Origin of the sequence: Plantibacter sp. RU18 (genome assembly GCF_050613355.1) — a bacterium.
Taxonomy (GTDB): domain Bacteria; phylum Actinomycetota; class Actinomycetes; order Actinomycetales; family Microbacteriaceae; genus Plantibacter.
In genome coordinates, this window is record NZ_CP159618.1 from 934,748 (window position 1) to 957,840 (window position 23,093).

A 23,093-nucleotide genomic window follows, 5' to 3' on the forward strand; every position below is an offset into this window, starting at 1 on the left:
TAAGGACGTCCCCATGCTCTCCTTCATCCTGCGACGCCTGCTCTCCGGCGTCGTACTCGTGGTCACCATCAGTGTGATCGCGTTCCTCCTCCTGTATGCGGGTGGCGGCGACATTGCCCGTCGTCTGCTCGGTGAGGACGCCTCGCCTGCGACGGTCGCCCAGAAGGCCAGTGAACTCGGACTCGACCAGCCCCTCGCCGTGCAGTTCGGCACCTGGGCGTCCGGCGTCTTCCAAGGGGACTTCGGCACTTCGTGGTTCACGAGCCAGCCGGTGTCCGATGCCATCCTCAGCCGCCTCGCCGTCACCCTCTCCCTCGTGCTCGGCGCGACGGTCCTCATCGCGGTCGTCTCCGTCGCCCTCGGTGTCCTGGCCGCCACCCGCCGCGGCTGGATCGACGGTCTGGTCCAGGTGGTCTCCCTCCTCGGCACGGCAATCCCCGCCTTCCTCATCGCGCTCGGACTCGTCATCGTCTTTGCGATCAACCTCGGCTGGTTCAAGCCGACGGGCTTCGTGCAGTTGACCGATTCGTTCAGCGGGTGGCTGAGCTCCATCACCCTTCCCGTCATCGCCCTCTCTCTCGGCGGTATCGCGGGCGTCAGCCAACAGATCCGTGGTTCGATGCTCGACGCACTGCGCCAGGACTATGTGAGGACGCTGCAGAGCCGTGGCCTCAACCGCCGCACGGTCGTCATGCAGCACGTCCTCCGCAACGCTGCGGGCCCAGGTCTCGCAGTCCTCGGCGTGCACTTCGTCGGCCTCCTGGGCGGCGCAGTGATCATCGAGCAGATCTTCGCGATCCCCGGAATGGGTCAGGTCGCGGTGACCGCCACCTCGCAGGGCGACATCCCGCTTGTGATGGGCCTCGTGATCGCCACCGCGATCCTCGTCGTCATCCTCAACCTCTTCGTCGACCTCGCGCAAGGCTGGCTCAACCCGAAGGTGCGTCTCTCATGATCGATCAGTTCGCCGCCGATCTCACGCCTGAGATCGAGGCCGCCAAGCGGCGTTCGTCCCGCTCGCTGCTTCGCCGCCTGTTGCAGAAGCCGATCGCGATCGCGTCGCTATCCTTCCTCGCGCTCGTCGCCCTTGTCGCGATCTTCGGACCGATGCTCGCGCCGTACAGCCCGACGACCGCTTCGGCCGCGGACGTGTTGGGCCCGATCACCCCGGAACACCTACTCGGCACCGACAGCGCCGGCCGCGACGTGCTGTCCCGCCTGCTGTACGCGACGCGCTTCAGTATCGCGGGAGCCGCGCTCGCCCTCGTGGTCGCCGCCGCCGTCGGTGTGACCGGGGGCCTCATCGCCGGGTACTACGGCAAGTGGTTCGAGGGCACCTCGGCCTGGGTCGTCGGACTCGTCCAGGCCCTGCCGGGCATCGTCGTGCTGCTCGCAGCGCGCGCCGTCCTCGGCCCGTCCATGTGGACGTCGATGGCCATCTTCGGCATCCTGTTGTCGCCGGCGTTCTACCGGCTCGTCTACTCGACGGTGTCGGCCGTCCGCGACGAGCTCTATGTGGACGCCGCCCGGGTCGCCGGTCTCAGCGACGCCCGGATCATCGCCCGTCACATCCTCACCGTCGTGCGCGGTCCGGCCCTCGTGCAGGCCTCGTTCATCACGGGCGTCGCGATCGCGATCCAGTCCGGCCTCGAGTTCCTCGGGCTCGGCGACCTGTCGCTGGCCAGCTGGGGCAGCATGCTCAACGAGGGCTTCTCGAACATCTACACGAGCCCTGTCCTCATGCTCTGGCCGAGCCTCATGATCGGCTTCACGTGCATCTCGCTCGTGTTGCTGGCCAACGCGCTTCGCGACACGCTCGAGCGCAGCGGTTCAGGTCGCAAGGCTCGTCGTCGCACCACGCTGATGATGCCGACGATCGCCTCAGAGCCGGTCGTCGACCACGGCACCGATCTGCGCTTCGCAGACGCCGAGGTGCTCCTCGACGTGAAGCACCTCGCGGTCGGCTACGGCCAGGACGACGGCACGGTCAAGACGGTCGTCGAAGACGTGTCGCTCACGGTCCACCGCGGCGAGGTCCACGGCCTCATCGGCGAGTCGGGCTCCGGCAAGACGCAGACCGCCTGGTCGGTCTTGCGACTCCTCCCAGACGGCGGTCGCATCGTCGCCGGCGCCATCGAGTTCGAGGGCAACGACCTCGCGGCGCTGTCGCCCACCGAGATGAACGGCCTCCGCGGTCTGAAGATCGCGTACATCCCGCAGGAGCCCATGTCGAACCTCGACGCATCCTTCACGATCGGCTTCCAGCTCGTCCAGCCGATGCGTCAGAAGCTCGGCATCGGCAAGGCTGAGGCTAAGGCGCGGGCGGTCGAACTGCTGCGTCGGGTCGGCATCCCGAACCCGGAGCGCACCTTCGCGGCCTACCCGCACGAGGTGTCCGGCGGCATGGCCCAGCGCGTCCTCATCGCCGGCGCCGTCTCCTGCCAGCCGGACCTCCTCATCGCGGACGAGCCGACCACCGCTCTCGACGTCACCGTCCAGGCCGATGTCCTCGACCTGCTCCGCAGCCTCCAGAACGAGCTGAACATGGGCATGATCCTCGTGACCCACAACTTCGGCGTCGTCGCCGATATCTGCGACACCGTGTCGGTCATGCGCGCCGGCCGCATCGTGGAGACGGGCGCCGTCGAGGAGATCTTCGAACACCCTGAGCACCCGTACACACAGTCACTCTTCGACGCGGTGCTGGAGGACCTGGACCCGGTGGAATCGGTCGTCCCGGACTCTGAGCAGCGTCCGGCCCCGGAAGGAGCACTCCAATGAGCGAATCGTTCGTCGAAATCAAGGACCTCGTCGTCGAATACCCGGTGAAGGGGTTCCGCAAGCAGCCGTTCCGTGCGCTGAAGGGCGTCTCTCTCGACATCAAGGCCGGTGAGACCGTCGGGCTCGTCGGCGAGTCGGGCTCCGGCAAGACCACGCTCGGCCGGGCGCTGCTGGGCCTCGCGCCCGTCACCGGTGGGTCGATCTCCTACGACGGCCGCAACATCGCGAGCCTCACGCCGAAGGCCCGCCGGGCGCTCGGCAACGAGATCCAGGTCGTGTTCCAGGACCCGTACACCTCGCTCAACCCGTCGATGACGATCGAGCAGATCCTTATGGAGCCGCTCACCGTGCGTGACGTGTCCGTCAGGGACGCCCGTGCCCGCGTGCGGCACCTGCTCGACGAGGTGCGGCTGCCGAGCAACGCGGGGGAGCGCCTGCCTCGCGAGTTCAGTGGTGGCCAGCGTCAGCGCGTCGCGATCGCTCGTGCCCTCGCGCTCGAGCCGAGGCTCATCGTGTGCGACGAACCCGTCTCAGCGCTCGACCTGTCGACGCAGGCCCGGGTGTTGGAACTCTTCACCGAGATCCAAAAGCGCACGGGTGTCGCGTACTTGTTCGTGTCGCACGACCTCGCCGTCGTGCGCCACCTGAGCAGCCGGGTCGCGGTCATGTACCACGGCGAGATCGTCGAGTGGGGTGAGGCCGAGCAGGTGACCACGATGCCGGAGCACCCGTACACGCAGCGGCTCTTCCTCGCGGCACCCGTCCCGAACCCAAGGCTTCAGGCCCAGCGTCGGCGCGATCGTCATGCGCTGCTCGCCGCGCAGCATCGCGACACCACGGCCACCGTCTCCGTCGCCGTCTGACCACCAGCACCCGTTAGGAACCACCATGCGCGCCATCATCCTGATGTTCGACAGCCTCAACCGCCACATGCTGCCGCCGTACGGCGACACGATCGTGAACGCGCCGAACTTCGCCCGCCTCGCTCAGAAGACGGCGACCTTCGACAACTTCTATGCAGGGTCGATGCCGTGCATGCCGGCCCGCCGCGAGATGCACACTGGACGCCACAACTTCCTGCACCGCAGCTGGGGTCCGCTCGAGCCTTTCGACGACTCGATGCCCGAGCTCCTGAAAGAGGCCGGCGTCCACACGCACCTCGTCTCAGATCACCAGCACTACTGGGAGGACGGTGGCGGGACGTACCACACGCGCTACAACACCTGGGAGTTCTTCCGTGGGCAGGAGGGTGACAACTGGAAGGGTGACGCCGACGCGCTCCGCGGCGCGCGGTTCCCCGCGAACATGAAGACGCAGGACGCCGTGAACCGCCGGTACATGGCGACAGAGGCCGAACACTCGCAGACGCGGACGGTCGACGCCGGCATCGAGTTCCTCGAGACGAACGTCGGTGCCGACCGCTGGATGCTGCAGATCGAGCTGTTCGACCCGCACGAGCCGTTCTTCGTCCACAAGAAGTACCAGGACCTCTATCCGGAGGACTACTCGGGGCCGGAGTTCGACTGGCCGAGCTACGGCAAGGTCGCGGAGCCCGAGGACCAGGTCGCGCACGCCCGCCGGGAGTACACCGCACTCGTGTCGATGTGTGACTTCACCGTCGGGCGCGTGCTCGACTTCATGGATGCCAACGACATGTGGAAGGACACCATGCTGCTGGTGAACACCGACCACGGTTTCCTGCTCGGGGAGCACGGCTGGTGGGCGAAGGCGGTGCAGCCGTGGTTCAACGAGCTCGTGCACCTGCCGATGTTCCTCTGGGACCCGCGGTCCGGCGCCTCTGATACCCGCCGTGGCGAGCTCGCGCAGACCATTGACATCGCGCCGACCATGCTGCGGTTCTTCGGTGAGGAGCCGACGCCCGACATGCTCGGCCGTGACCTCGCGCTCGCTCCAGGCAAGGACGGCGCGCTGTTCGGCATCCACGGCGGACACGTCAACGTGACCGACGGTCGGTACGTGTACATGCGCGCGAGCATCGACCAGGCGAACGGCCCGATCGAGGACTTCACGCTTATGCCGACGCACATGCGCAGTCGCTTCGCCGTCTCGGAACTCGCCGAGTGGGAGCCGGCGCCACCCTTCTCCTTCACGAAGGGGCTCCGCACGATCCGTGTCGACGCTCTTGGTGGGCACCGGATCAACTCGTGGTCGCACGGCACCCTGCTGTGGGACCTCGAGACCGACCCCTGCCAGATGACTTCGATCGTCGATGACGAGGTGGAGCTGCGGATGCTCGGCCTGCTCGTCGAGCTCCTGCGGGAGAACGACGCCCCGGCCAGCGTCTTCGAGCGCCTCGGCCTTCCGTTCGATGGTGCGCCGGGGGTCGGACATCTGCGCGCCGCCGCCGACGAGGAGCGCGCTGCGGCCATCGCCGTGCCGCTGCCGCCGATCGAGACGATCCCAGCCCGGGAGCTGATCGACACCCCGCTGCATGCCCTGCTCGCCGATGCGGTCACCTCCGCGGTGCTCGAACGGCACCTCCCGTGGCTCGTCAACACGGAACTCGTCGCCTCGACACCGTGGGCGAGTGTGCTGGGGCTCGCCCGGAGCGGAGCAGTCGATGCGGTGACCCTCCTGGCCGTGGCCACCGACCTCGCCGAGGTCGCGAGCGTTCCGGCCAGCGCATGACCGCGGCAGTCGGGGAGTCGCTCCCGAACATCGTCTGGATCTCCACGCACGACATCAACCCGGACCTCGGGACGTACTCCGGGGTCTGGCCCGGCGCGGAGTACGCGCACACGCCCAATCTCGACGCGCTCGCGGCCCGCGGCGTGCGCTTCGACAACGCGTTCGCGGCGGCGCCGATCTGTGCTCCGGCCCGCTCGGCCATCATCACTGGCAACTTTCCGACGTCGATCGGCACCATGCACATGCGCTCGAAGGCGGTGCCGCCGCCTGAAGTACGGCTCCTCCCGGAGATCCTGCGGCACGCCGGCTACTACTGCACCAACACCTGGTTCACCGACTTCCAGATGGACCTGCCGGACATCGTGTTCGACGAGTGCAGCCCGAGTGCGCACTGGCGGAACAGACCGGACGAGGACACCCCGTTCTTCGCGATGTTCCACGGCATGGTGACGCACGAGTCGCAGCTGTATCTGGACGACGACGCATTCGCCGCAGCGACCTCGAACGTCTCCGAGGCGGACCGGCATGACCCAGCCCTCGCGCCGATCCCGCCGTACTACCCGGATGACGAGACGTTCCGCACAGCCTGGGCGCGCTACTCGGACCTTATCACCGAGATGGACGTGTGGGCGGGCAGGCTCATCTCCGAGCTGGAGGAGGACGGCCTGCTGGACGACACGATCGTGGTGTTCTGGAGTGACCATGGGAAGGGTATGCCGCGCGCGAAGCGCTGGCCAAATGAGGCCGGACTCCGCGAGCCGCTCATCGTGAGCTGGCCGTCACGGCTGCCCGGCGGTGTCGCCGCCCCGGGACTGGTGCACACGATGGACCTCGCTCCGACGATGCTCGCACTCGCCGGCCTCGAGGTATCCGAGACGATGCACGGGGTACCGCTGTTCGAGGCCGACGGCTCACCCGTCGCGTCCCCCAACGAGTACACCTACGGCGGTCGCGATCGGCAGGGCGAGGCTGAAGACCGCAGCCGCACCGTGCGTGATGTCCGTTTCCGCTACATCCGTCACGACTTCCCGGACAAACCGGCGATGATCCACACGGAGTACGCGGACAGATTCTCCACCTGGGCGAGGTTCCGGAGCCTGGCATCGGATGAGTGCCAGCAGCGTGCGCGGGGTGAGGTGCCCTCTGCGATGACTGAGGTGCAGCGCGCGGTCGTCGCGCAGTCCAAGCCGACGGAGGAACTGTACGACGTCCGAGCGGACCCGCACGAGACCATGAACCTCGCGACCGATGCACGATTCGCGACCGATCGCGAGCGTCTCCGCGACGCGCTGACAGCCTGGGCCGAGCGTTACGGCGACCTCGGCACGGTGCCGGAGTCCGAACTCGAGGAGCGGTGGCGTCGGGGCGGTGTGCGCTGCAGTGTGTCCACACCCGAGGTCTCGGTCGTGGACGGCATGGTGTCGATCTCCTGCAGCACGCCGGGATCCCTGCTCGGCTGGACGAGCGTGGCCCCGAGAGCGGAAGAGGCCCCAAGGGGCTTCCAACGCGAGATCGGGACGCCGACGGACGACGGGCGCGCCTGGCAGCTCATGCGTGGACCCCTCACCGTCGGCACCGCCATCTGGGTGAAGGCCTGGCGCCTGGGCTACGCACCGAGTGACGAGGTCGCCGTCGCGGCTTATTCGTGACCAGGTCGCCGCCTCACGACCGCAGTCACCATCCTTTCCTTTCTGCTCGACGAACATTCGGAGACACCATGACCACCAGGCCGAACATCATCTTCATCATGGCGGACGACCATGCTGCCCAAGCGATCTCCGCGTACGGCAGCCGCGTCAACCGGACGCCTCAGCTGGACCGCATCGCGGACGAAGGCGTGCGCCTCGACGCGGTGTTCTGCACCAACTCGATCTGCTCGCCATCACGCGCATCGATCCTCACCGGCACCTATAGTCACATCAACGGGGTCTCGTCGATCTGGACCGAGCTCGACTACCGGGTGCCGACCTTCATCGACGTCTTGCAGGCCGGTGGATATCGCACCGCGATGTTCGGGAAGTGGCACCTGGGCGAACACGGTGACTCGTTGCCTCGTGGCTTCGACGCGTGGAAGATCTTCCCTGGCCAGGGCGACTACGTCGACCCCGAGATGATCGACCAGCATGGCGCCTCCCACGTCAGCGGCTACGCGACGGACATCGTCACCGATCTGTCCATCGATTGGATCGACGGACTCGGCGAGGACGAACCGTTCTGCGTGATGGTGCACCACAAGGCTCCGCACCGCCCGTGGATCCCCGACGAGAAGCACAAGCACCCTCTATGCCGACGGCAGCATCCCCGAGCCCGAGACGTTCTTCGACGACTACGAGACGCGCAGCATGGCGGTGCGCGGGGTGCACATGACGATCGCCGACGACATGGGTTCAGAGGACCTCAAGTCAGAGGTCCCCGCGCATCTCAAGGGCCCTGAGAACCGGGCGGCGCGGATGAGCTGGAAATATCAGATCTACATGCGCGACTACCTGCAGTGCATCCAGTCGATCGACGACAATGTCGGTCGCCTTCTCGACCACCTTGAGGAACAGGGGCTCGCCGAGAACACGCTCGTCGTCTACACCTCGGATCAGGGTTTCTTCCTGGGTGACCAAGGGTGGTTCGACAAGCGGCTCATGTTCGACCAATCGCTGCAGATGCCGATGCTCATGCGTTGGCCGTCGCAGATCGAGGCCGGTTCACGCTGTGAAGCGATCATCACGAACGTCGACTTCGCGGCGACGTTCCTCGACGTCGCAGGGATCGACGCCGAAGCGGCCCTGCCGACCTCGCAGGGCCGCAGTTTCCTGCCGCTGCTGGGCGGCCAGTCGCTGGAGGGCTGGCCCGATGCCGCCTACTACCGCTACTGGGAGCACGACGACCCGATCCACGCGGCGCCCGCGCACTATGGCATCCGAACCGCGACGCACAAGCTCATCCACTACTACGGCGCCGGCATGGGCGTCCCGGGCGCCTCGGACACGATCTTCGCGCCGGAGTGGGAGCTGTACGACCTCTGTGCTGATCCGACAGAGGTTCGAAACGTGGCGGACGACCCCGACTACGCCGGAGTGCGCGCGGACATGGAAGTGAAGCTCGCCGAGTATCAACAGCGATACGCCGACCTGCCTTACACCGGACCGGACACCCGGGCGCCGATCTGGGGTCCCCACGATGCCGGACTCCTCGAACGCGTGCAGAGCTACGTGGCGGGCGTCCGGGCGTCGAGCTGAGACCGGAGGCCAGGTCTACGTCACCCGTCGCCGAAGTGCAAGCGCTAGCGAGCTCGTTTCTGCGGTCACCAAGATGGACCCATGCAGAAAGTTCACTACGCTGGCGGGTTCCTGCTGATGGCCGACCCGACGTGCAAGGCGCTCTTACGATATGCGCGCGCGCTGGCTCAGGCGGGTGACGCGGACGTCGTCGTCGTGCCGACCATCTCGGAGGGCGGCAGTGTCGCGACGGCGCACCTCCTGCTCGGGCCGTCGAGCCAGCTGTTCTCCACCCCCGTGGAGAACGCCACCGATGAGCCGATCGACCTCGAGGCGATCGCGTCGATGGAGCAGCTCACACGGCAGCTCCAGCCGGCGGTCCCGTCCTGGGATGACGAGCTCACCGACATCTCCGACCTCGGCCTGGAGTACGAGATCTAACGCCGGATTGCAAGCCTTCGAGGATGTTCCTCCCGCGCCCTAACGTCGGGGGATGGACACGTCGACCGATTCCGCCCGCAGTGACGAGCAGGCCGGTGGCCTCCGTCGGAACATCTCGGGCAAGATGCTCTACCTCTTCATCCTCGGCGACGTCCTGGGAGCCGGCATCTACGCGCTCGTCGGACAGATCTCGGGTGAGGTCGGCGGCGCGACCTGGGTGCCGATGCTCGTCGCGCTCGCGCTCGCGCTCCTGACCGCAGCGTCGTACGCGGAGCTCGTGACGAAGTATCCGAAGGCGGGCGGCTCGGCCGTGTTCGCGGAGCGCGCCTACCGATCCTCGCTCGTGTCCTTCCTCGTCGGCTACTGCATGTTGGCCGCCGGAGTCGTGAGCGCAGCGGGCCTTGCGCTGGCCTTCTCCGGCGACTACCTGGCGACGTTCGTCGACGTCCCGCCGGTGCTCGGCGCCGTCGTGTTCCTGGCTGCCGTCGGAGCGTTGAACGCCCGCGGTATCAAGGAGTCGGTCCGTGCGAACCTCGTCATGACGATGATCGAGACGAGCGGCCTGGTCCTGGTGGTGGTCGCCGTCGGCATGCTGCTCTCGGGCGGCGGGGGAGACCTCGGCCGCGCGGTGCGGTTCGACGGTGTCGATGCGCCGGTGGTCGCCGTCTTCGGTGCGGCGCTGCTGGCCTACTACTCCTTCGTCGGGTTCGAGACGAGCGCGAACGTCATCGAGGAGGTGCGCGAGCCGTCGCGGGTCTACCCGAAGGCTCTGTTCGGCGCACTGGCGACTGCCGGTGTGCTCTACATGCTCGTCGGTACGGCGGCATCCGTGGCGGTCCCGGCGGCGGACCTCGCCGAGTCGACCGGGCCCCTGCTGACCGTCATCCAGGCGACTGGCGTCGGGATCCCGGCGTGGCTGTTCAGCGCGATCGCGCTGGTGGCCGTCGCGAACGGCGCCCTGCTCACGATGATCATGTCGAGCCGCCTCGCCTACGGCATGGGCGCCCAGAAGCTGCTGCCGTCGATCTTCGTGCGGGTGCTCCCCGGCCGCGGCACGCCGTGGGTCGCGATCGTCGTCACGACGGCCGTCGCGATGCTGCTGACGATGACCGGTGGTGTGGCGACGCTCGCCGAGACGGTCGTGCTGCTCCTGCTGTTCGTGTTCCTGAGCACGAACATCGCCGTGCTCGTGCTCCGTCGGGACCGGGTGGAGCACGAGCACTTCCGCGCATGGTCAGTCCTCCCGATCCTCGGAGCGCTCTCGTGCATCGTGCTGCTCACCCAGCAGAGTGGCGAGGTGTGGCTGCGCGGCGGGATCATCGTCGCCGTCGGTGTCGCTCTCTACCTCGCCACCCGGCTGGTGCGTCGTCGCCGGTCCTGAGGGTCGGGAGTCGTCCTACTTCATCGGCCCGAACGTGGCGTCGATGTCGGCCATCTCCATCTCCGCCGTGGCCTGGATGAGTGCGAGGAGGTCCTTGTCGAGCCCCGGTGAGAACTCCTCGAAGCGCTCCTCGGCGATCGTCGAGGGCACGCCTTCCGGTGCCTGTTCACTGGCGTCGAGCGTGGTTCCGTCGTTCGATGGTGACATCCCCTGGAAGATGCGTCCTGCCTCGGACTGTCCGGCGAGGTCGAAGGTGTACTGCTTGCTCTGCAGTCCCTGGTCCACCAGGAGCTTGACCTCGGGGAACTGTTCGGCGTTCGTCTTCGGGATCGGCAGTGCCGTCTTCCAGCTCACACCGAGCGTCTCCAGCGCCTTCGCGTAAGCGTTCTCGTGCGCCTGATCGCGGACGATCAGGTAGGAGATCGTCGAGCGTGCCGTCTTGTTGTCGGTCATCTCGTACAGTCGGCACTTCTGCAGCCGACCGGTCGACTCGAGCATGAGGTTGTAGAGCAGGTCGAGGACGAGGTTGCCGGAGTTGTACACCCAGCTCCCGTTCCACGGGTTGCCGGCCGCGTCAACCGGCATGGCGCCCTGGGCTGCGACGAGGTAGTGGTGCGTGTTGACCTCGGACAGTGCGATGGAGAGCGGCACCGCACCGCCGGCTCCCGGCTGGTCGACAGGGTCCGTCGGTTTGCCCTGATAGCGAGGGGACCCGTCGAGCAGTCGCGAGATCGTGGTGCCGATGAGTTCCACGTGACTGATCTCCTCGGTCCCGATGCCCTGGATGAGGTCACGGTACGGCTTCCCCGCTGCGCCCCGGAAGTTCATGGCTTGGAACAGGTACTGCATCATCGTGCGCATCTCGCCGAACTGGCCGCCGAGACCCTCCTGCAGCGCTGCCGCGGCTGCGGGGTCCGGCTCGTCCTCGACGATCTCGTTGATGAACTGTTGCAGGTGGAAATACATCGTCGTCCCTTCACCGGCTCCCGCGGATCGGGGGTCGTGCGACAAGGTTGCGCTTCTCGGACGGGCTGCCCTCAGCTGTTCCCCTTTGCCGTCGAGAGGCGTAGAGTCGCGCGCCGGGCGCGAAGCTCGCGCCGCGCGCTCACGCTCAGTAGTCGGAGAGGCCGTGCGGGATGGGGGTCCGGGATCCTGCGTGATCGGCGCGCAGACGCGCGGTGCGCTGTCGCAGTTCGGCGATGAGACTGTCGTTGTCGGGTTCGCCGGTGGAGAGCGAAGCGGGCTCGATCATGAGCGGGAGGCCGCCGCTCAGCAGGAGCGTGACGTCGTCCTCCTCGCCGTCGAGCCCCACCGTCCGCACCGTGACGTGATCGGCGCGACCTGCGCTCGCGAGCGCCGTCGCGTATCCGAGCACGGCGTGCGCTGCATCGTCGCCGAGCATGACCGATCTCTGACCGTAGGTGACGTATTTCATGCGGTCCACCGTATGTCCGCGGATTCGGCAGGGCATGGGCTTGCCAAATCCGGGTTGGAGCGCGTACAGGACCGCCCTACCGCATCGACGCGCGGCGACCTAACAGAAACCATGTGTCGCCGGAAGCTGCGACAATCACTCAGATGGCGACGATGATCGTCACTTGACGTCGAACTGGATGGGGACATGGGAACACTGCGGTACGGAACCGAATCGATGGAGCTCGAGGATCGGACGCTCGCCCACGTGCAGCTCGTCGTGGTGTCGAAGCTGCGGAAGGGCGAGGGCTTCCTGTTGTCCTGGACGATCGACCCGTCGCAGGGATCCGGGCGATTCTCGCTCTGGGTCGAATCCGGCATCCCGATCGTGTTCCGGTTCACCGGCTCTCGTCCGATCGCCATCAACCGCACCTGGCTCGAAGCGATGCTGGACCGCTCGTACACCGTGGCGGGCCTCGAACTCATGCCGGAGAGCGACTACCCCGAAGTCTCGTCCGACTAGCCGAGATGGTCGGCATCTGAGTAGCACGGCTGCCGGCCCGACTCAACACTTCGGACGACATCTGGCGGGCAGCGTACTCTGGGAACATCGAAGGCTGCAGGCTTCTGAGAGTCGGCTCGAGCGTCGTCTCGAGGACACGCAGCGCGTAGTCGAAATCGTCTGCTGCCTCCGGAGACGGGCTGCCCGGATCAGACCGGGCGCCCGTCTCACCCTCCCGCTCCGACGGCGTCGGTCCGCGGTGCCCGGTATCTCGACGAGACGGTGCGGCTCCGCGTCAACCCTCCGAGGACTTTCAGTTCGGCTGGCTACAGTGGCGTGCATTCACCGGCTCCGGTGGACCACCGAACGCGGTGGACCGTCAAGAAGGGAATCATCATGAGCGCAGGAGACAAGATCAACAACGCCGCACAGGACCTCGGTGGCAAGGCGAAGGAAGCTGCCGGCAAGGTCACCAACGACGACTCGAAGGTCGCCGAGGGCAAGGCCGACCAGGCCGCAGCAGACGCGAAGAAGGCCGGCGAGAACGTCAAGGACGCGTTCAAGCACTGACGCTTCCTCAGCACCGGCGCGACACGCGCTGACCAGCCAGGAGCGCACCCCGCACATCGCGAGGGTGCGCTCCGGTGCGTCCGGGCCACCCCGCGGTCGAGTCTTCTGCCCGACGATCAGGCGGTTTCGCGAGACCGGGCCTGAGCCGCTGCCAGTACCACGGCTGCCGCACCCGCCAGGGCCAGCACCGGAGGGAACCAGAAGAACAGGTCCTCGATCTCGCCGGCCCGGATGACCATGCAGACGAGGGCGATCGTCGCGAACAGGGCGGTGCCCGCCGCTGTTCCGAGCGCCCGTCTGGAGCTGACGGCGCCGCGCCGTACCTGCGACCACTGCACCACCATGGTGATGGCAGCGAGGCTGTAGCAGACGGCCACGACCGGGAGGCCCGTCTCAGCCGGGAAGATGAAGCTCCCCAGACGGTCCGAGTCCGCGGTCCACTTCCTCATGTCGTCTGCGGTGTAGGTGAACGGTGAGATCCAGAGCCAGCCCACCGCCGTCGCGATCCACACGAGCGCCGAAGCCACCCCGCGGACGCCGATCCGACGGTAGCTCGCGATGAGGCCCGGTCCGCGCCGGGTGTCCGCCCGCTCCTTCAGACACTCGTACATGTAGTCGAAGGCCGCGGCGTCTGTGCCGAACGATCGCCGGGTCCGCTCGATCGGCGTCGCCGTGCGATCCGTCGCGTAGACGGTGAAGACGTCGGCGCGCGGGGCGAACACCACGGCGTCGGGCCCGGCTTCGTGGTGCTCGTCGAGGAAGAGCGCGTTCCCGCGTCCCGCTGCGGCGACGCCCAACGACTTCAACTGCTCGCGGTTCATCGGCCCAGGCTCGCTATGCCCGATCCCCCTGGACGTGGATCGTCCCCACCGAAGGCGACGACGCGGTCCCACAGCCAGTCGGCGACGCTCGGTGCGACTTCGCGGTCGACATCCCCGACGCCTCGCTGGAACAGCCGGCCTCCGCTGCCCTCGTTGAGGTAGGCGCCGGCGTCGTCGGTGAAGATCTGCGTGTAGTACTCACGCTCGTCGTTCCACAGGGGCCATGCCTCTGGGCGTTCTTCGATCTCGGCGTCCATGGCCGCGATCTCCTCAGCCGACATGAGCCGGAAGGGGCTGTCCTGGCCTGCCGACATGAGCCGGAACGGATCGTCCCGACCCCACGCGGCACCGGAACCCGGCAGCTGCCCGTCATGCCAGGCGAGGATCTTGTGCTCGCCACCACTCGCGCGAGCAGCTTCGTCATCGAGGGGCGGGCGCAACGATCGGGCGAGGTCTTCGGGCATGACGGCGTCCAGGGCGGCGAGCGCCTCCGTGACGCCGGTCTCGAAGAGCTGGTCCCGCAGCATGCGCCACGCGATCCTGCCCATGCCGGCGTTGCGGAGATCGTCCATGGTGCCCACGCCGCGCTCGATGGGGTCGAGGAACGCTTTGGCCACGTACAGACCACCCTGGGCGACTTCGTCCAGGGGGTCGGCGCGGAGCACTCGGCGGAAGGCGTCGGCCGCTTCCTCCGCGCGATAGTCGTACAGGTAGGCGTAGGCGAGCGCGGTCTCGATGAGCGACTCGCTCGGATCCGCTTCGATCGCCTGCTGCGCGGCGGGGATGAAGCGCTCCGGCGGAGCCCCGGAGGCGAGGAACCGCAGTGCGCGCTGGCCGAGCGCCTGGTGGAATCGAGCGGGATCGGTGCGGGCGCTGCGATCGACGGCCTCGTCGATCATCTGCCAGCCGCCTTCGGGGTCGGTGGAGCACGCCATCGCACTGCCGAGGTCCATCCGGTCGAGCCAGTCGGCCTCGGGGTCCTCCCGCAGCACCATCTCGGCGAGCCGCAGCGACTCGTCGAAACGGCGCTCGTGGTGCTTCAGATCGCGCAGCTTCCGGAGGGCACCGAGGAACTGCCGGTCACGCCTCCCCATCAGTTCCTGCAGCAGGCGTCGGGCCTCATCGAACTCTCCGCACGCCTCGCGATGCATCGCCGACAGGATGATCATCCCGGTGAACTGCGGTGCCCGGGCGAGCACGCTCTGCGTGAGTCGAGGGATCTGCGGATGCGTGGGCTGGGCGTCGTAGAGTTCCCAGGCGAGATCGCGATCCCGCTCGATCGCGACACGTTCGAGGTCGACGGGTTCCTGCATCCCGCTCATCGCAGGCCCCGTTTCACCCGGTACGCGCGGAGTTGTTCGAACGTGCCGTCGTCGACGCCATATTCGAGCACCGGCGCGATCTGGTCGAACCAGGAGGTCGTCGACGGGGTGAGCCCGGCAGCCGCCTGCTCGAGCGCATCGGTTGTGACGGGGACGATCGCCCCAGCGCTCATCGATGCGGTGAGCGACTGCTGCAACGCGATCGTCGCCACCTGGGCCATGTCGGCGCCGGAGAACCCCTCCGTCGCTGCGGCGACGGCGATCACGTCCACATCCTTGGTCGGCTTGCCCTCGAGCTCCCCCTGCAGGATGGCAGCTCGCGCGACCGCATCGGGTGGCAGCACGAGCACCGTCTTGTCGATGCGCCCAGGACGGCGCAACGCGGTGTCGATGTCCCATGGGCGGTTGGTGGCGGCCAGGAAGTAGACGCCGTCGTTGAGGCTCGCGACGCCGTCGAGTTCCTCCAGCAGCTGGGTCACGATCATGCGCATCGACTGCGATCCGCTGCTGGAGGTGCGCCGTCCGCCGAGCGCGTCGAACTCGTCGAAGAAGATCACGCACGGTGCGGAGGCTCTGGCATCCCGGAAGACGCTCTGGATGGCCTTCTCGCTGTCGCCGATCCACTTGCTCAGCAGATCCGCGAGCGTGACGTGGATGAAGGATGCACCCAGGTCGCCGGCGATCGCCTTCGCGATGAAGGTCTTCCCGCACCCGGGAGGGCCGTACATGAGCAGCGATCCGCCCGGCTTCTGCCCGAACGCGGCAGCGAGTTCCGGATTGCGCAGCGGCGCGAGGAACGTCGAGTCGAGATGAGCCTTGACGTCGGCGAGCCCGGCGACGTCGGCCAGGGTCACGGCGGGGCGCTCGGCGTCCCACAACCCTGGCTGCTCGATCACGTCGTCAGCCTCCTGGTCCGCTGGGAGCGGCGTCGGGCTCGGCGCTGTCCCGTCGCGCAGCCGAGCGGCCATCACCCGAGCCCGCAGTACCCGAGCACGCGCCGGATCACCACCGCGTGCCTCGAAGATCGCCACCTCGTGCGCTGCTCGAGGGACGTCGTGCTGCAGGAGCAGCGTGATGAAGTCCTCCCGCAATGCGAGATTGTGTGGCTCGTTGGCGAGCTCCGCCTCGATCACCTCGAGGAAGTCGGCATCGTTCGTCATCGGTTCCCCCCAAGTGACGCTCACGGACAGGACCAGCATGCCATCAACCGGACGACGACGGCCATCCGGAGGATGGGGAGCGGTCCCCATTGAACAGGACGGCATTCTCGGTGATGCTCGATACGTACGAACACATCTGGACCCTGGGGGGACACCATGAACATCACATCCACGCGCCGCGGCCTTCGACTCTCGGCGGCAGCAGCCATCGCCACCGTCGGGCTCTTCGGGCTCGTCGCCTGCAGCAGTGGGGACGCCGATCCGGCCGAGAAGCCGACCACGAGCGCCACCACCGAGGCCGAGACCGAGACGACGGAGGAGGCGCCCGCGAGCGGCAGCACCAAGTGCTCCGAGGAGCAGGTCGCCACACTGAGTTCCGCCAGCGGCGTGTCCGTCCCTGCTGCAGCGCTCGCCGCCGCAACCGCCGACTTCGCGCCGGCCGCGGTCATCGGTGATCTGCCGACCGTCTGCGTGCTGAACTTCGACAGTGCTGCCGGGACCGGTGGATACGCGGTGCTGTCCGGCGGAGCCGCGACACTCGCGGCAGCAGCCGCCAACGCGACCGCGGCCGGTGCCCAGATCACGGAGGCCGGCGGCACGTTCACCGGTTCCCTCGACGACCTGACCATCGTCGGTGTCAACTTCACCGATCTCACGCAGGGGACGGCCGGGTTCGAGAACGTGGAGGACCTCGTCGTCATCGCCTCGACCGGACTGCTCGGCTGACGCTGACGCTGACGCTGACGCCGACGCGGACCGGCCCGCGTCGGCGGACTGACGGACCTGAGGCCCTGCCGCAAGGGGCGGACTGAGAACCGGTTGTCTGGCTAGCGTGGATGCATGAAGCCACGTTGGAACCGGATTCCCACGCTCCGCCCTGAGCCGTCGGTCGTCGTCGGCCGAGACCTCGAGCAGGGCTGAGCCGTGGCAGGCAAGCCGGAGCTGGATGCGATCGTCGTCGGTGCTGGACCGAACGGACTGGCTGCCGCTGTCACCCTCGCCCGCGCGGGGCTGCAGGTGCGAGTCTACGAACGGAACGCCACGATCGGCGGCGGTGCACGGACGGCCGAGCTCACACTGCCGGGGTTCCACCATGACGTCTGCTCCGCCGTGCATCCGATGGCGCTCGCCTCCGGCTTCTTCCGGCAGTTCGCCCTCGAGCGGCGCATCGAGCTCGTCGTGCCGGAGATCTCCTACGCCCACCCGCTCGACGGCGGTGGGGGAGGGATCGCCTATCGCGACCTGGAGCGCACCGCCGACGGGCTCGGCCGCGACGGCGACGCATGGCGCTCGCTGATGGGTCCACTCGCCCGGCACGCGGACCGGGTGTCGCAGTTCACCGGCTCGACGCTGCTGCAGGTCCCTCGCCACCCGGTGACCGTCGCGGCGTTCGGTCTGCGCGCGCTGGAGCAGGGGAGTCCGTTGTGGAACGTGCGCTTCCGCGAGGAGGTGGCCCCGGCCATGCTGAGCGGCGTCGCAGCGCACTCGATCCGACCGATGCCGAGCCTCGCGACCGCCGCGGCAGCGCTGTCGCTCGGAGCCTACGCGCACGCCAGGGGCTGGCCGATCCCCGTGGGCGGCAGCCAGGCGATCGTCGACGCGCTCGCCGACGACCTCGTGGCTCACGGCGGCGAGATCGTGACGGGCGTGGAGATCACGTCGATCCACGAACTCCCACCTGCTCGTGCGGTGCTTTTCGACACGACGCCGAGGGCGCTCACGGACATCGCAGGCTCACGTCTCCCGGATGCCTTCCTGCGGAGGCTCGCCCGGTTCCGGTACGGCGACGGCGTCGCGAAGGTCGACTTCGCACTCTCCGGTCCGGTCCCGTGGACGAACCCCGAGATGGCCCACGCCGGCACACTCCACGTGGGTGGCAGCCGTGCCGAGATCGCCGCGGCCGAGCGCGACGTCGCCCGCGGCCGACACAGCGACGACCCGTACGTCCTCGTCTCGCAGCCCGCCGTCGGCGATGCGAGCCGTGCACCAGCGGGCAAGCAGGTGCTGTGGGCGTACACGCACGTCCCGAGCGGGTCGACCATCGACCAGACGGAGGCCATCACCCGCCAGCTGGAGCGCTTCGCCCCTGGCTTCCGCGACGTCGTGATCGTATCGTCGTCGAAGACGGCGGTCGACATGGCCGAGTACAACCCGAACTACGTCCTGGGCGACATCGCCGCCGGGGCCGCGAGTTTCTTGCAGCTCGTCGCGCGGCCGGTGCTGTCGGCGGACCCGTGGCGGACGCCGACAGAGGGCTTGTTCCTGTGCTCGTCATCGACGCCGCCCGGCCCCGGCGTGCACGGTCTCGCGGGCTGGCATGCGGCCAGGAGCGCGCTCCGCTCGGTGTTCGGCCGGACCCGCATGCCTTCACTGGCACCCGACCAGAGCAGCTCCGGCGGCCGTTCCGCACCCTCGTCTCCCGCAACCCGCTGAAAGCAGGCAACCCATGTCGCACACCGTCCGCGTCCTGAACTGTTCACCCGACCGTGTGTTCGCGGTCCTCGCAGACGGGTGGCTGTTCCCCAGCTGGGTCGTCGGGGCGTCCCGCATGCGCGACGTCGACGACCGGTGGCCGCACGTCGGCGCCCAGCTGCATCATTCGTTCGGTGTCTGGCCCGCGCTCATCGACGATGCGACGACGTCCTTGCGCTGGGACCCGCCGCGCTCCTTCGTCATCCAACCGAAGGGCTGGCCGATCGGGGAAGCCCGGGTGGCGATCGACGTCGAGCCGCGTGCCGGCGGCTGCGAGGTCCACATCCGCGAGCAGGCCGTGAAAGGCCCGGGGACACTGGTTCCGGTCTGGCTCCTCGACCTCGGGCTGCACATCCGCAACATCGAGACGCTGCGTCGTCTCGCCTACCTCGCCGAGGGCGGGGCAGGGGGTGAGCACATCGTGGCCGCTGCGGAGCCCACTCAGGAGGACATCACGTCGGCGGAAGCCCCCGAGCGGTCTGCGGGGGCCAAGGCGCTGTCCGCGGCGGTCGTCCTCGCGCCGATCGCCCTGCTGGTGGCGTTCGTCCGTCGTCGCTGAGACACCGCGCTCAGGGACACGGCCTAGCGCCGGACGGGCCAGCGCCAGCCGGTGACCTCCGGGGCGTCCTCGCCGTGCTCGCGGGTGTATGCCCTGGCACGGTGCCTGGCGTCCTGCATCTCCTGGCGGAGATCCGCATGACGCTCGCCGAGTCCGGGCGTCCGGTCGATGGCGTCGCAGACGAGCGAGTAGCGGTCGATGAGGTTCAGCATCACCATGTCGAACGGAGTCGTCGTCGTACCGTTCTCCAGGTAGCCGCGCACGTGCAGCTGGTCGTGGCCGGCGCGCTTGTAGGTGAGCCGGTGGATGAGCCACGGGTAGCCGTGATACGCGAAGACGACCGGCTTGTCCGTCGTGAACAGGCTGTCGTATTCGGCGTCTGACAGACCGTGCGGATGCTGGTCCTCCGACATGAGCCGCATGAGGTCCACGACGTTGACGACGCGGATCGACAGCTCCGGGATGCGATTTCGCAGGATGTCGACAGCCGCCAGGGTCTCCAGCGTCGGGATGTCACCCGCGCAGGCCATGACGAGGTCCGGCGCCTCGCCCGCCCGCTCCGACCCTGCGAACGGCAGGATGCCGAGACCGCGAGCGCAGTGGTCGGCCGCGTCCTCGATGCCGAGACCGCGAGCGCAGTGGTCGGCCGCGTCCTCGATGCCGAGCCACGACGGCTCCTCGTTCTTGCCCGCGACGACGACGTTGATCTCGTCGCGGCTGCGGAGGCAGTGGTCGTAGACGCTGAGGAGGGTGTTCGCGTCGAACGGGAGGTAGACGCGGATGACATCGGGCTTCTTGTTCACGACGTGGTCGATGAAGCCGGGATCCTGGTGACTGAAGCCGTTGTGGTCCTGCCGCCAGACGTGGCTCGTGAGCAGGTAGTTGAGGCTCGCGATCGGCCGCCGCCACGGCAGGGCCCGGGAACCGTTCAGCCACTTCGCGTGCTGATTGAACATCGAGTCGATGATGTGGATGAACGCCTCGTAGCAGGTGAAGACGCCGTGGCGGCCGGTGAGCAGGTATCCCTCCAACCAGCCCTGGCACTGATGCTCGCTCAACACCTCCATCACCCGTCCAGCACGGGCGAGATGCTCGTCGAGCGCGGTCGTCTCAGCGTCCCACTGCCGGTCGGTCGCGTCGAAGACGGCCTGCAGGCGGTTGCTCGCGAGTTCATCGGGCGCGAAGATGCGGAACGTCTCGGGGTTGCGCCGGATCACCTCCGTGAGCCACTCGCCGAGCACCCCCGTGGCGCTCGCGTCGGCGCCGCCGGGGGAGTCGACGACGACGGCAGCGTCACGGATGGACGGCAGGTCGAGGTCGGTCCGCAGGAGACCGCCGTTCGCATGCGGTGTGGCGCTCATACGCAGCTCGCCCGTCGGCGCGAACGAGCGGATGTCGTCGTGGACCGCCCCGCTCTCTCCGAACAGCTCCTCCGGGCGGTACCGACGCATCCACGATTCGAGGATGCGGGTGTGCTCCTCGGTGTCGCGCGCGTTCGCCAGCGGCACCTGATGCGAGTGGAAGGTGCCCTCGACCCTCGTGCCGTCGATGGTCTCCGGGCACGTCCAACCCTTCGGTGTGCGGAGGACGATCATCGGCCAGGTCGGTCTGGAGGTGTCGCCAGCCGCCGCGCGCGCCTTGATGTCAGCGATGCGGTCGAGCACGATGTCGAGCGTGTCGGCGAGACGACGGTGGACGAGCATCGGATCCTCACCGTCGAAGCCGCCCTCGACGAAGAACGGCTCATGTCCGTACCCGCGCATGAGGTCGGCGAGCTCCGCCTCCGGGATGCGGGCGAGCACCGTCGGGTTGGCGATCTTGAATCCGTTGAGGTGCAGGATCGGCAGCACCACGCCGTCCTGCAGAGGGTTGACGAACTTGTTGGAGTGCCAGCTCGTCGCGAGAGGGCCGGTCTCCGCCTCGCCGTCGCCGACGATCGCTGCGACGAGCAGGTCGGGATTGTCGAACGCAGCTCCGTACGCGTGGCTCAGGACATAACCGAGTTCGCCGCCCTCGTGGATGCTGCCGGGTGTCTCGGGTGCAGCGTGGCTCGGTACGCCCCCGGGGAAACTGAACTGCCGGAAGAGGCGTTGCAGCCCTCGGTCGGTCTGGTCGATGTCGGGGTAGATCTCGCTGTAGGTGCCGTCGAGGTAGGCGTTCGCGAGCATCGCCGGTCCGCCGTGGCCGGGACCGGCGATGAACAGCGTGGGCTGCTCGCGCTCGGCGATCACCCGGTTGAGGTGTGCGTAGCTGAGGTTGAGCCCGGGCGCGGTGCCCCAGTGCCCGAGGAGTCGCGGCTTGATGTCGTCACGTTCCAGCGGGCGGCGGAGCAGCGGGTTGTCGAGCAGGTAGATCTGCCCGACGGACAGGTAGTTCGCGGCACGCCACCATGCGTCGACCCGGTCGAGGAGGGCGTCGGTGACAGGAGCATCGTCGGGCCGCTTCGACCAGGCGGACCCGAGCGGCCGGGTCGTCGCCGCGGGCGCGTCGGTGTGCGTCACGCGTCGACCCCGGACGGCTTGAGGACGACCTTGATGCAGCCGTCCTCCTTCTTCTGGAACGTCTCGTACATGGCCGGTGCGTCGTCCAGAGGCACACGGTGGGTCGCGAGGTCGAGGACACCGAGCGGGTCGTCGCCCTGCTCCACCAGCGGGAGGAGCGCGGGGATCCAGCGGGCGACGTTGCACTGGCCCATCCGCAGCGTCACCTGCTTGTCGAACATCGACTTCATCGGCAGGATGTCCGCCTCGCCCGCATAGACACCGCTCAGCGAGACGACGCCGCCGCGACGGACGAGGTCGAGGGCGGTGTGCATCGCAGCGAGCCGGTCGATGCCGGCGTGCTCCATGGCAGGACGGGCCAGAGCGTCCGGGAGGAACCCGACCGCCGTCTGCGCTGCTGCCGCGAGGGGCGAGCCGTGCGCTTCCATGCCGACGGCGTCGACGACCGCGTCGGGGCCTCGGCCGGAGGTGGCGTCGCGCAGCTCGTCGACGATGTCGTCGGTGAGGTCGAAGGCGCGGATGCCGTGGCGTTCGGCGAGGGCCCGTCGCTCCGGCACCGGATCGACGGCGAAGACCTCGAGTCCCTGATGGCGAGCGATGCGAGCGGCGAACTGCCCGACGGGGCCGAGTCCGAGCACGGTGACCGATCCGCCGTCGGGCACCTGCGCGTACTGCACGCCCTGCCACGCCGTCGGGAGGATGTCGCTCAGGTACAGGTAGGACTCGTCCGGCAGCTCCTGGCCGACGACGATGCAGTTCGCGTCGGCGCGGTGCACGCGCAGGAACTCGGCCTGCCCGCCCGGGACCTGGCCGTAGAGTTTCGTGTACCCGTAGAGCGAGGCGCCGCTGCCGTATTCGGTGACCTGCGTGGTCTCGCACTGCGACTGCAGGCCACGGCTGCACATGAAGCACTCGCCGCATGCGATGGTGAACGGGATGACCACGCGGTCTCCTACAGCGACGCGCGTGACACCGGCGCCGACGGCCTCGACGACGCCCATGGTCTCGTGGCCGAGGACGTCGCCGCGGTCGATGAACGGGCCGAACAGTTCGTAGAGGTGGAGGTCGGAGCCGCAGATGGCTGCCGAGGTCACGCGGATGATCGCGTCGGTCGGCTCGATGATCGTCGGGTCCGGCACGGTCTCGACCGAGACCGAACGGCGACCCTGGTAGGTGAGCGCGCGCATGTGTTCTCCTTCGTCTTCGTCGTGGTGCGTCCACCCTGCGCGCGTTCGCTGAGACGGTGCAGGGGCTGGACCTCCGGGTGTCCGGCTGGTACGGGGAGCCGCCCTCCTCGCACAGTCGCGGACCA

General features: G+C 68.1%; 21 protein-coding genes. 14 read left to right on the forward strand and 7 right to left on the reverse strand.

Annotation, left to right across the window (positions count from 1 at the left end; genetic code table 11):
* Nucleotides 1–13: 13 nt before the first annotated feature.
* From ABMA10_RS04500 to ABMA10_RS04540, 9 genes are all read left to right on the forward strand, one after another.
* Complete coding sequence (locus ABMA10_RS04500) at nt 14–955, forward strand: ABC transporter permease (protein WP_431031250.1); 942 nt, start codon at nt 14–16, stop codon at nt 953–955.
* Nucleotides 952–2,781, forward strand: coding sequence for a dipeptide/oligopeptide/nickel ABC transporter permease/ATP-binding protein (locus ABMA10_RS04505; protein WP_347867279.1), 1,830 nt, complete (start codon nt 952–954; stop codon nt 2,779–2,781). The genes ABMA10_RS04500 and ABMA10_RS04505 overlap by 4 nt, the downstream gene beginning before the upstream one ends.
* Entirely contained in the window at nt 2,778–3,644 is an 867-nt protein-coding gene (locus ABMA10_RS04510) for an ATP-binding cassette domain-containing protein (protein WP_347867278.1), read from the forward strand. The genes ABMA10_RS04505 and ABMA10_RS04510 overlap by 4 nt, the downstream gene beginning before the upstream one ends.
* 25 nt (nt 3,645–3,669) lie before the next feature.
* Nucleotides 3,670–5,430, forward strand: a complete 1,761-nt coding sequence (locus ABMA10_RS04515; RefSeq protein WP_347867277.1) for a sulfatase — start codon at nt 3,670–3,672, stop codon at nt 5,428–5,430.
* Nucleotides 5,427–7,079: a sulfatase family protein gene (locus ABMA10_RS04520; RefSeq protein ID WP_347867276.1), complete on the forward strand. Its 1,653-nt coding sequence runs from the start codon at nt 5,427–5,429 to the stop codon at nt 7,077–7,079. The genes ABMA10_RS04515 and ABMA10_RS04520 overlap by 4 nt, the downstream gene beginning before the upstream one ends.
* 68 nt (nt 7,080–7,147) lie before the next feature.
* A complete protein-coding gene (locus ABMA10_RS04525) occupies nt 7,148–7,864 on the forward strand; it encodes a sulfatase-like hydrolase/transferase (RefSeq protein ID WP_431031251.1) in 717 nt (238 codons plus the stop codon).
* Nucleotides 7,794–8,660 (forward strand): sulfatase/phosphatase domain-containing protein, encoded by an 867-nt coding sequence (locus ABMA10_RS04530; RefSeq protein ID WP_431031252.1) that lies wholly within the window; start codon nt 7,794–7,796, stop codon nt 8,658–8,660. Before ABMA10_RS04525 ends, ABMA10_RS04530 begins: the two co-directional genes overlap by 71 nt.
* A gap of 81 nt (nt 8,661–8,741) precedes the next feature.
* On the forward strand, nt 8,742–9,080 hold the full coding sequence (locus ABMA10_RS04535; protein ID WP_347867274.1) for a hypothetical protein: 339 nt from the start codon (nt 8,742–8,744) through the stop codon (nt 9,078–9,080).
* A gap of 52 nt (nt 9,081–9,132) precedes the next feature.
* Nucleotides 9,133–10,461, forward strand: a complete 1,329-nt coding sequence (locus ABMA10_RS04540) for an APC family permease (RefSeq protein ID WP_347867273.1) — start codon at nt 9,133–9,135, stop codon at nt 10,459–10,461.
* 15 nt (nt 10,462–10,476) lie between these two features.
* On the opposite strand, the gene ABMA10_RS04545 is transcribed toward ABMA10_RS04540, so the two are convergent.
* Nucleotides 10,477–11,427, reverse strand: coding sequence for a manganese catalase family protein (locus ABMA10_RS04545; RefSeq protein ID WP_347867272.1), 951 nt, complete (start codon nt 11,425–11,427; stop codon nt 10,477–10,479).
* A 145-nt stretch (nt 11,428–11,572) separates the two neighbouring features.
* On the reverse strand, nt 11,573–11,896 hold the full coding sequence (locus ABMA10_RS04550) for a hypothetical protein (protein ID WP_347867271.1): 324 nt from the start codon (nt 11,894–11,896) through the stop codon (nt 11,573–11,575).
* A 186-nt stretch (nt 11,897–12,082) separates the two neighbouring features.
* Between ABMA10_RS04550 and ABMA10_RS04555 the strand changes: the two genes are divergently transcribed.
* Nucleotides 12,083–12,397 (forward strand): hypothetical protein, encoded by a 315-nt coding sequence (locus tag ABMA10_RS04555; protein ID WP_347867270.1) that lies wholly within the window; start codon nt 12,083–12,085, stop codon nt 12,395–12,397.
* Nucleotides 12,398–12,772: 375 nt separating this feature from the next.
* Entirely contained in the window at nt 12,773–12,946 is a 174-nt protein-coding gene (locus tag ABMA10_RS04560; RefSeq protein ID WP_347867269.1) for a CsbD family protein, read from the forward strand.
* A 116-nt stretch (nt 12,947–13,062) separates the two neighbouring features.
* Here the strand turns inward: ABMA10_RS04560 and ABMA10_RS04565 are convergent, their stop codons facing one another.
* The 3 genes from ABMA10_RS04565 to ABMA10_RS04575 are packed head-to-tail and all read right to left on the reverse strand — an operon-like array spanning nt 13,063 to nt 16,249.
* Entirely contained in the window at nt 13,063–13,767 is a 705-nt protein-coding gene (locus tag ABMA10_RS04565) for a hypothetical protein (RefSeq protein WP_347867268.1), read from the reverse strand.
* The gene (locus ABMA10_RS04570) at nt 13,764–15,089 is read right to left on the reverse strand and encodes a tetratricopeptide repeat protein (protein WP_431031253.1); all 1,326 of its coding nucleotides are present in this window, start codon (nt 15,087–15,089) and stop codon (nt 13,764–13,766) included. Before ABMA10_RS04570 ends, ABMA10_RS04565 begins: the two co-directional genes overlap by 4 nt.
* Complete coding sequence (locus ABMA10_RS04575; protein WP_347867266.1) at nt 15,086–16,249, reverse strand: ATP-binding protein; 1,164 nt, start codon at nt 16,247–16,249, stop codon at nt 15,086–15,088. Before ABMA10_RS04575 ends, ABMA10_RS04570 begins: the two co-directional genes overlap by 4 nt.
* A 156-nt stretch (nt 16,250–16,405) precedes the next feature.
* On the opposite strand from ABMA10_RS04575, the gene ABMA10_RS04580 reads away from it, so the two are divergent.
* The 3 genes from ABMA10_RS04580 to ABMA10_RS04590 all read left to right on the forward strand — a co-directional run bounded on the left by ABMA10_RS04580 (nt 16,406) and on the right by ABMA10_RS04590 (nt 19,280).
* Nucleotides 16,406–16,975 (forward strand): hypothetical protein, encoded by a 570-nt coding sequence (locus tag ABMA10_RS04580; RefSeq protein ID WP_347867265.1) that lies wholly within the window; start codon nt 16,406–16,408, stop codon nt 16,973–16,975.
* Between the two features lie 198 nt (nt 16,976–17,173).
* On the forward strand, nt 17,174–18,682 hold the full coding sequence (locus tag ABMA10_RS04585; protein WP_347867264.1) for a phytoene desaturase family protein: 1,509 nt from the start codon (nt 17,174–17,176) through the stop codon (nt 18,680–18,682).
* A 13-nt stretch (nt 18,683–18,695) separates the two neighbouring features.
* The gene (locus ABMA10_RS04590; RefSeq protein ID WP_347867263.1) at nt 18,696–19,280 is read left to right on the forward strand and encodes an SRPBCC family protein; all 585 of its coding nucleotides are present in this window, start codon (nt 18,696–18,698) and stop codon (nt 19,278–19,280) included.
* A gap of 23 nt (nt 19,281–19,303) precedes the next feature.
* On the opposite strand, the gene ABMA10_RS04595 is transcribed toward ABMA10_RS04590, so the two are convergent.
* Nucleotides 19,304–21,781, reverse strand: coding sequence for a phosphoketolase family protein (locus ABMA10_RS04595; RefSeq protein ID WP_431031254.1), 2,478 nt, complete (start codon nt 21,779–21,781; stop codon nt 19,304–19,306).
* Nucleotides 21,778–22,968 (reverse strand): alcohol dehydrogenase catalytic domain-containing protein, encoded by a 1,191-nt coding sequence (locus tag ABMA10_RS04600; RefSeq protein WP_347867261.1) that lies wholly within the window; start codon nt 22,966–22,968, stop codon nt 21,778–21,780. Before ABMA10_RS04600 ends, ABMA10_RS04595 begins: the two co-directional genes overlap by 4 nt.
* Nucleotides 22,969–23,093: the final 125 nt, after the last annotated feature.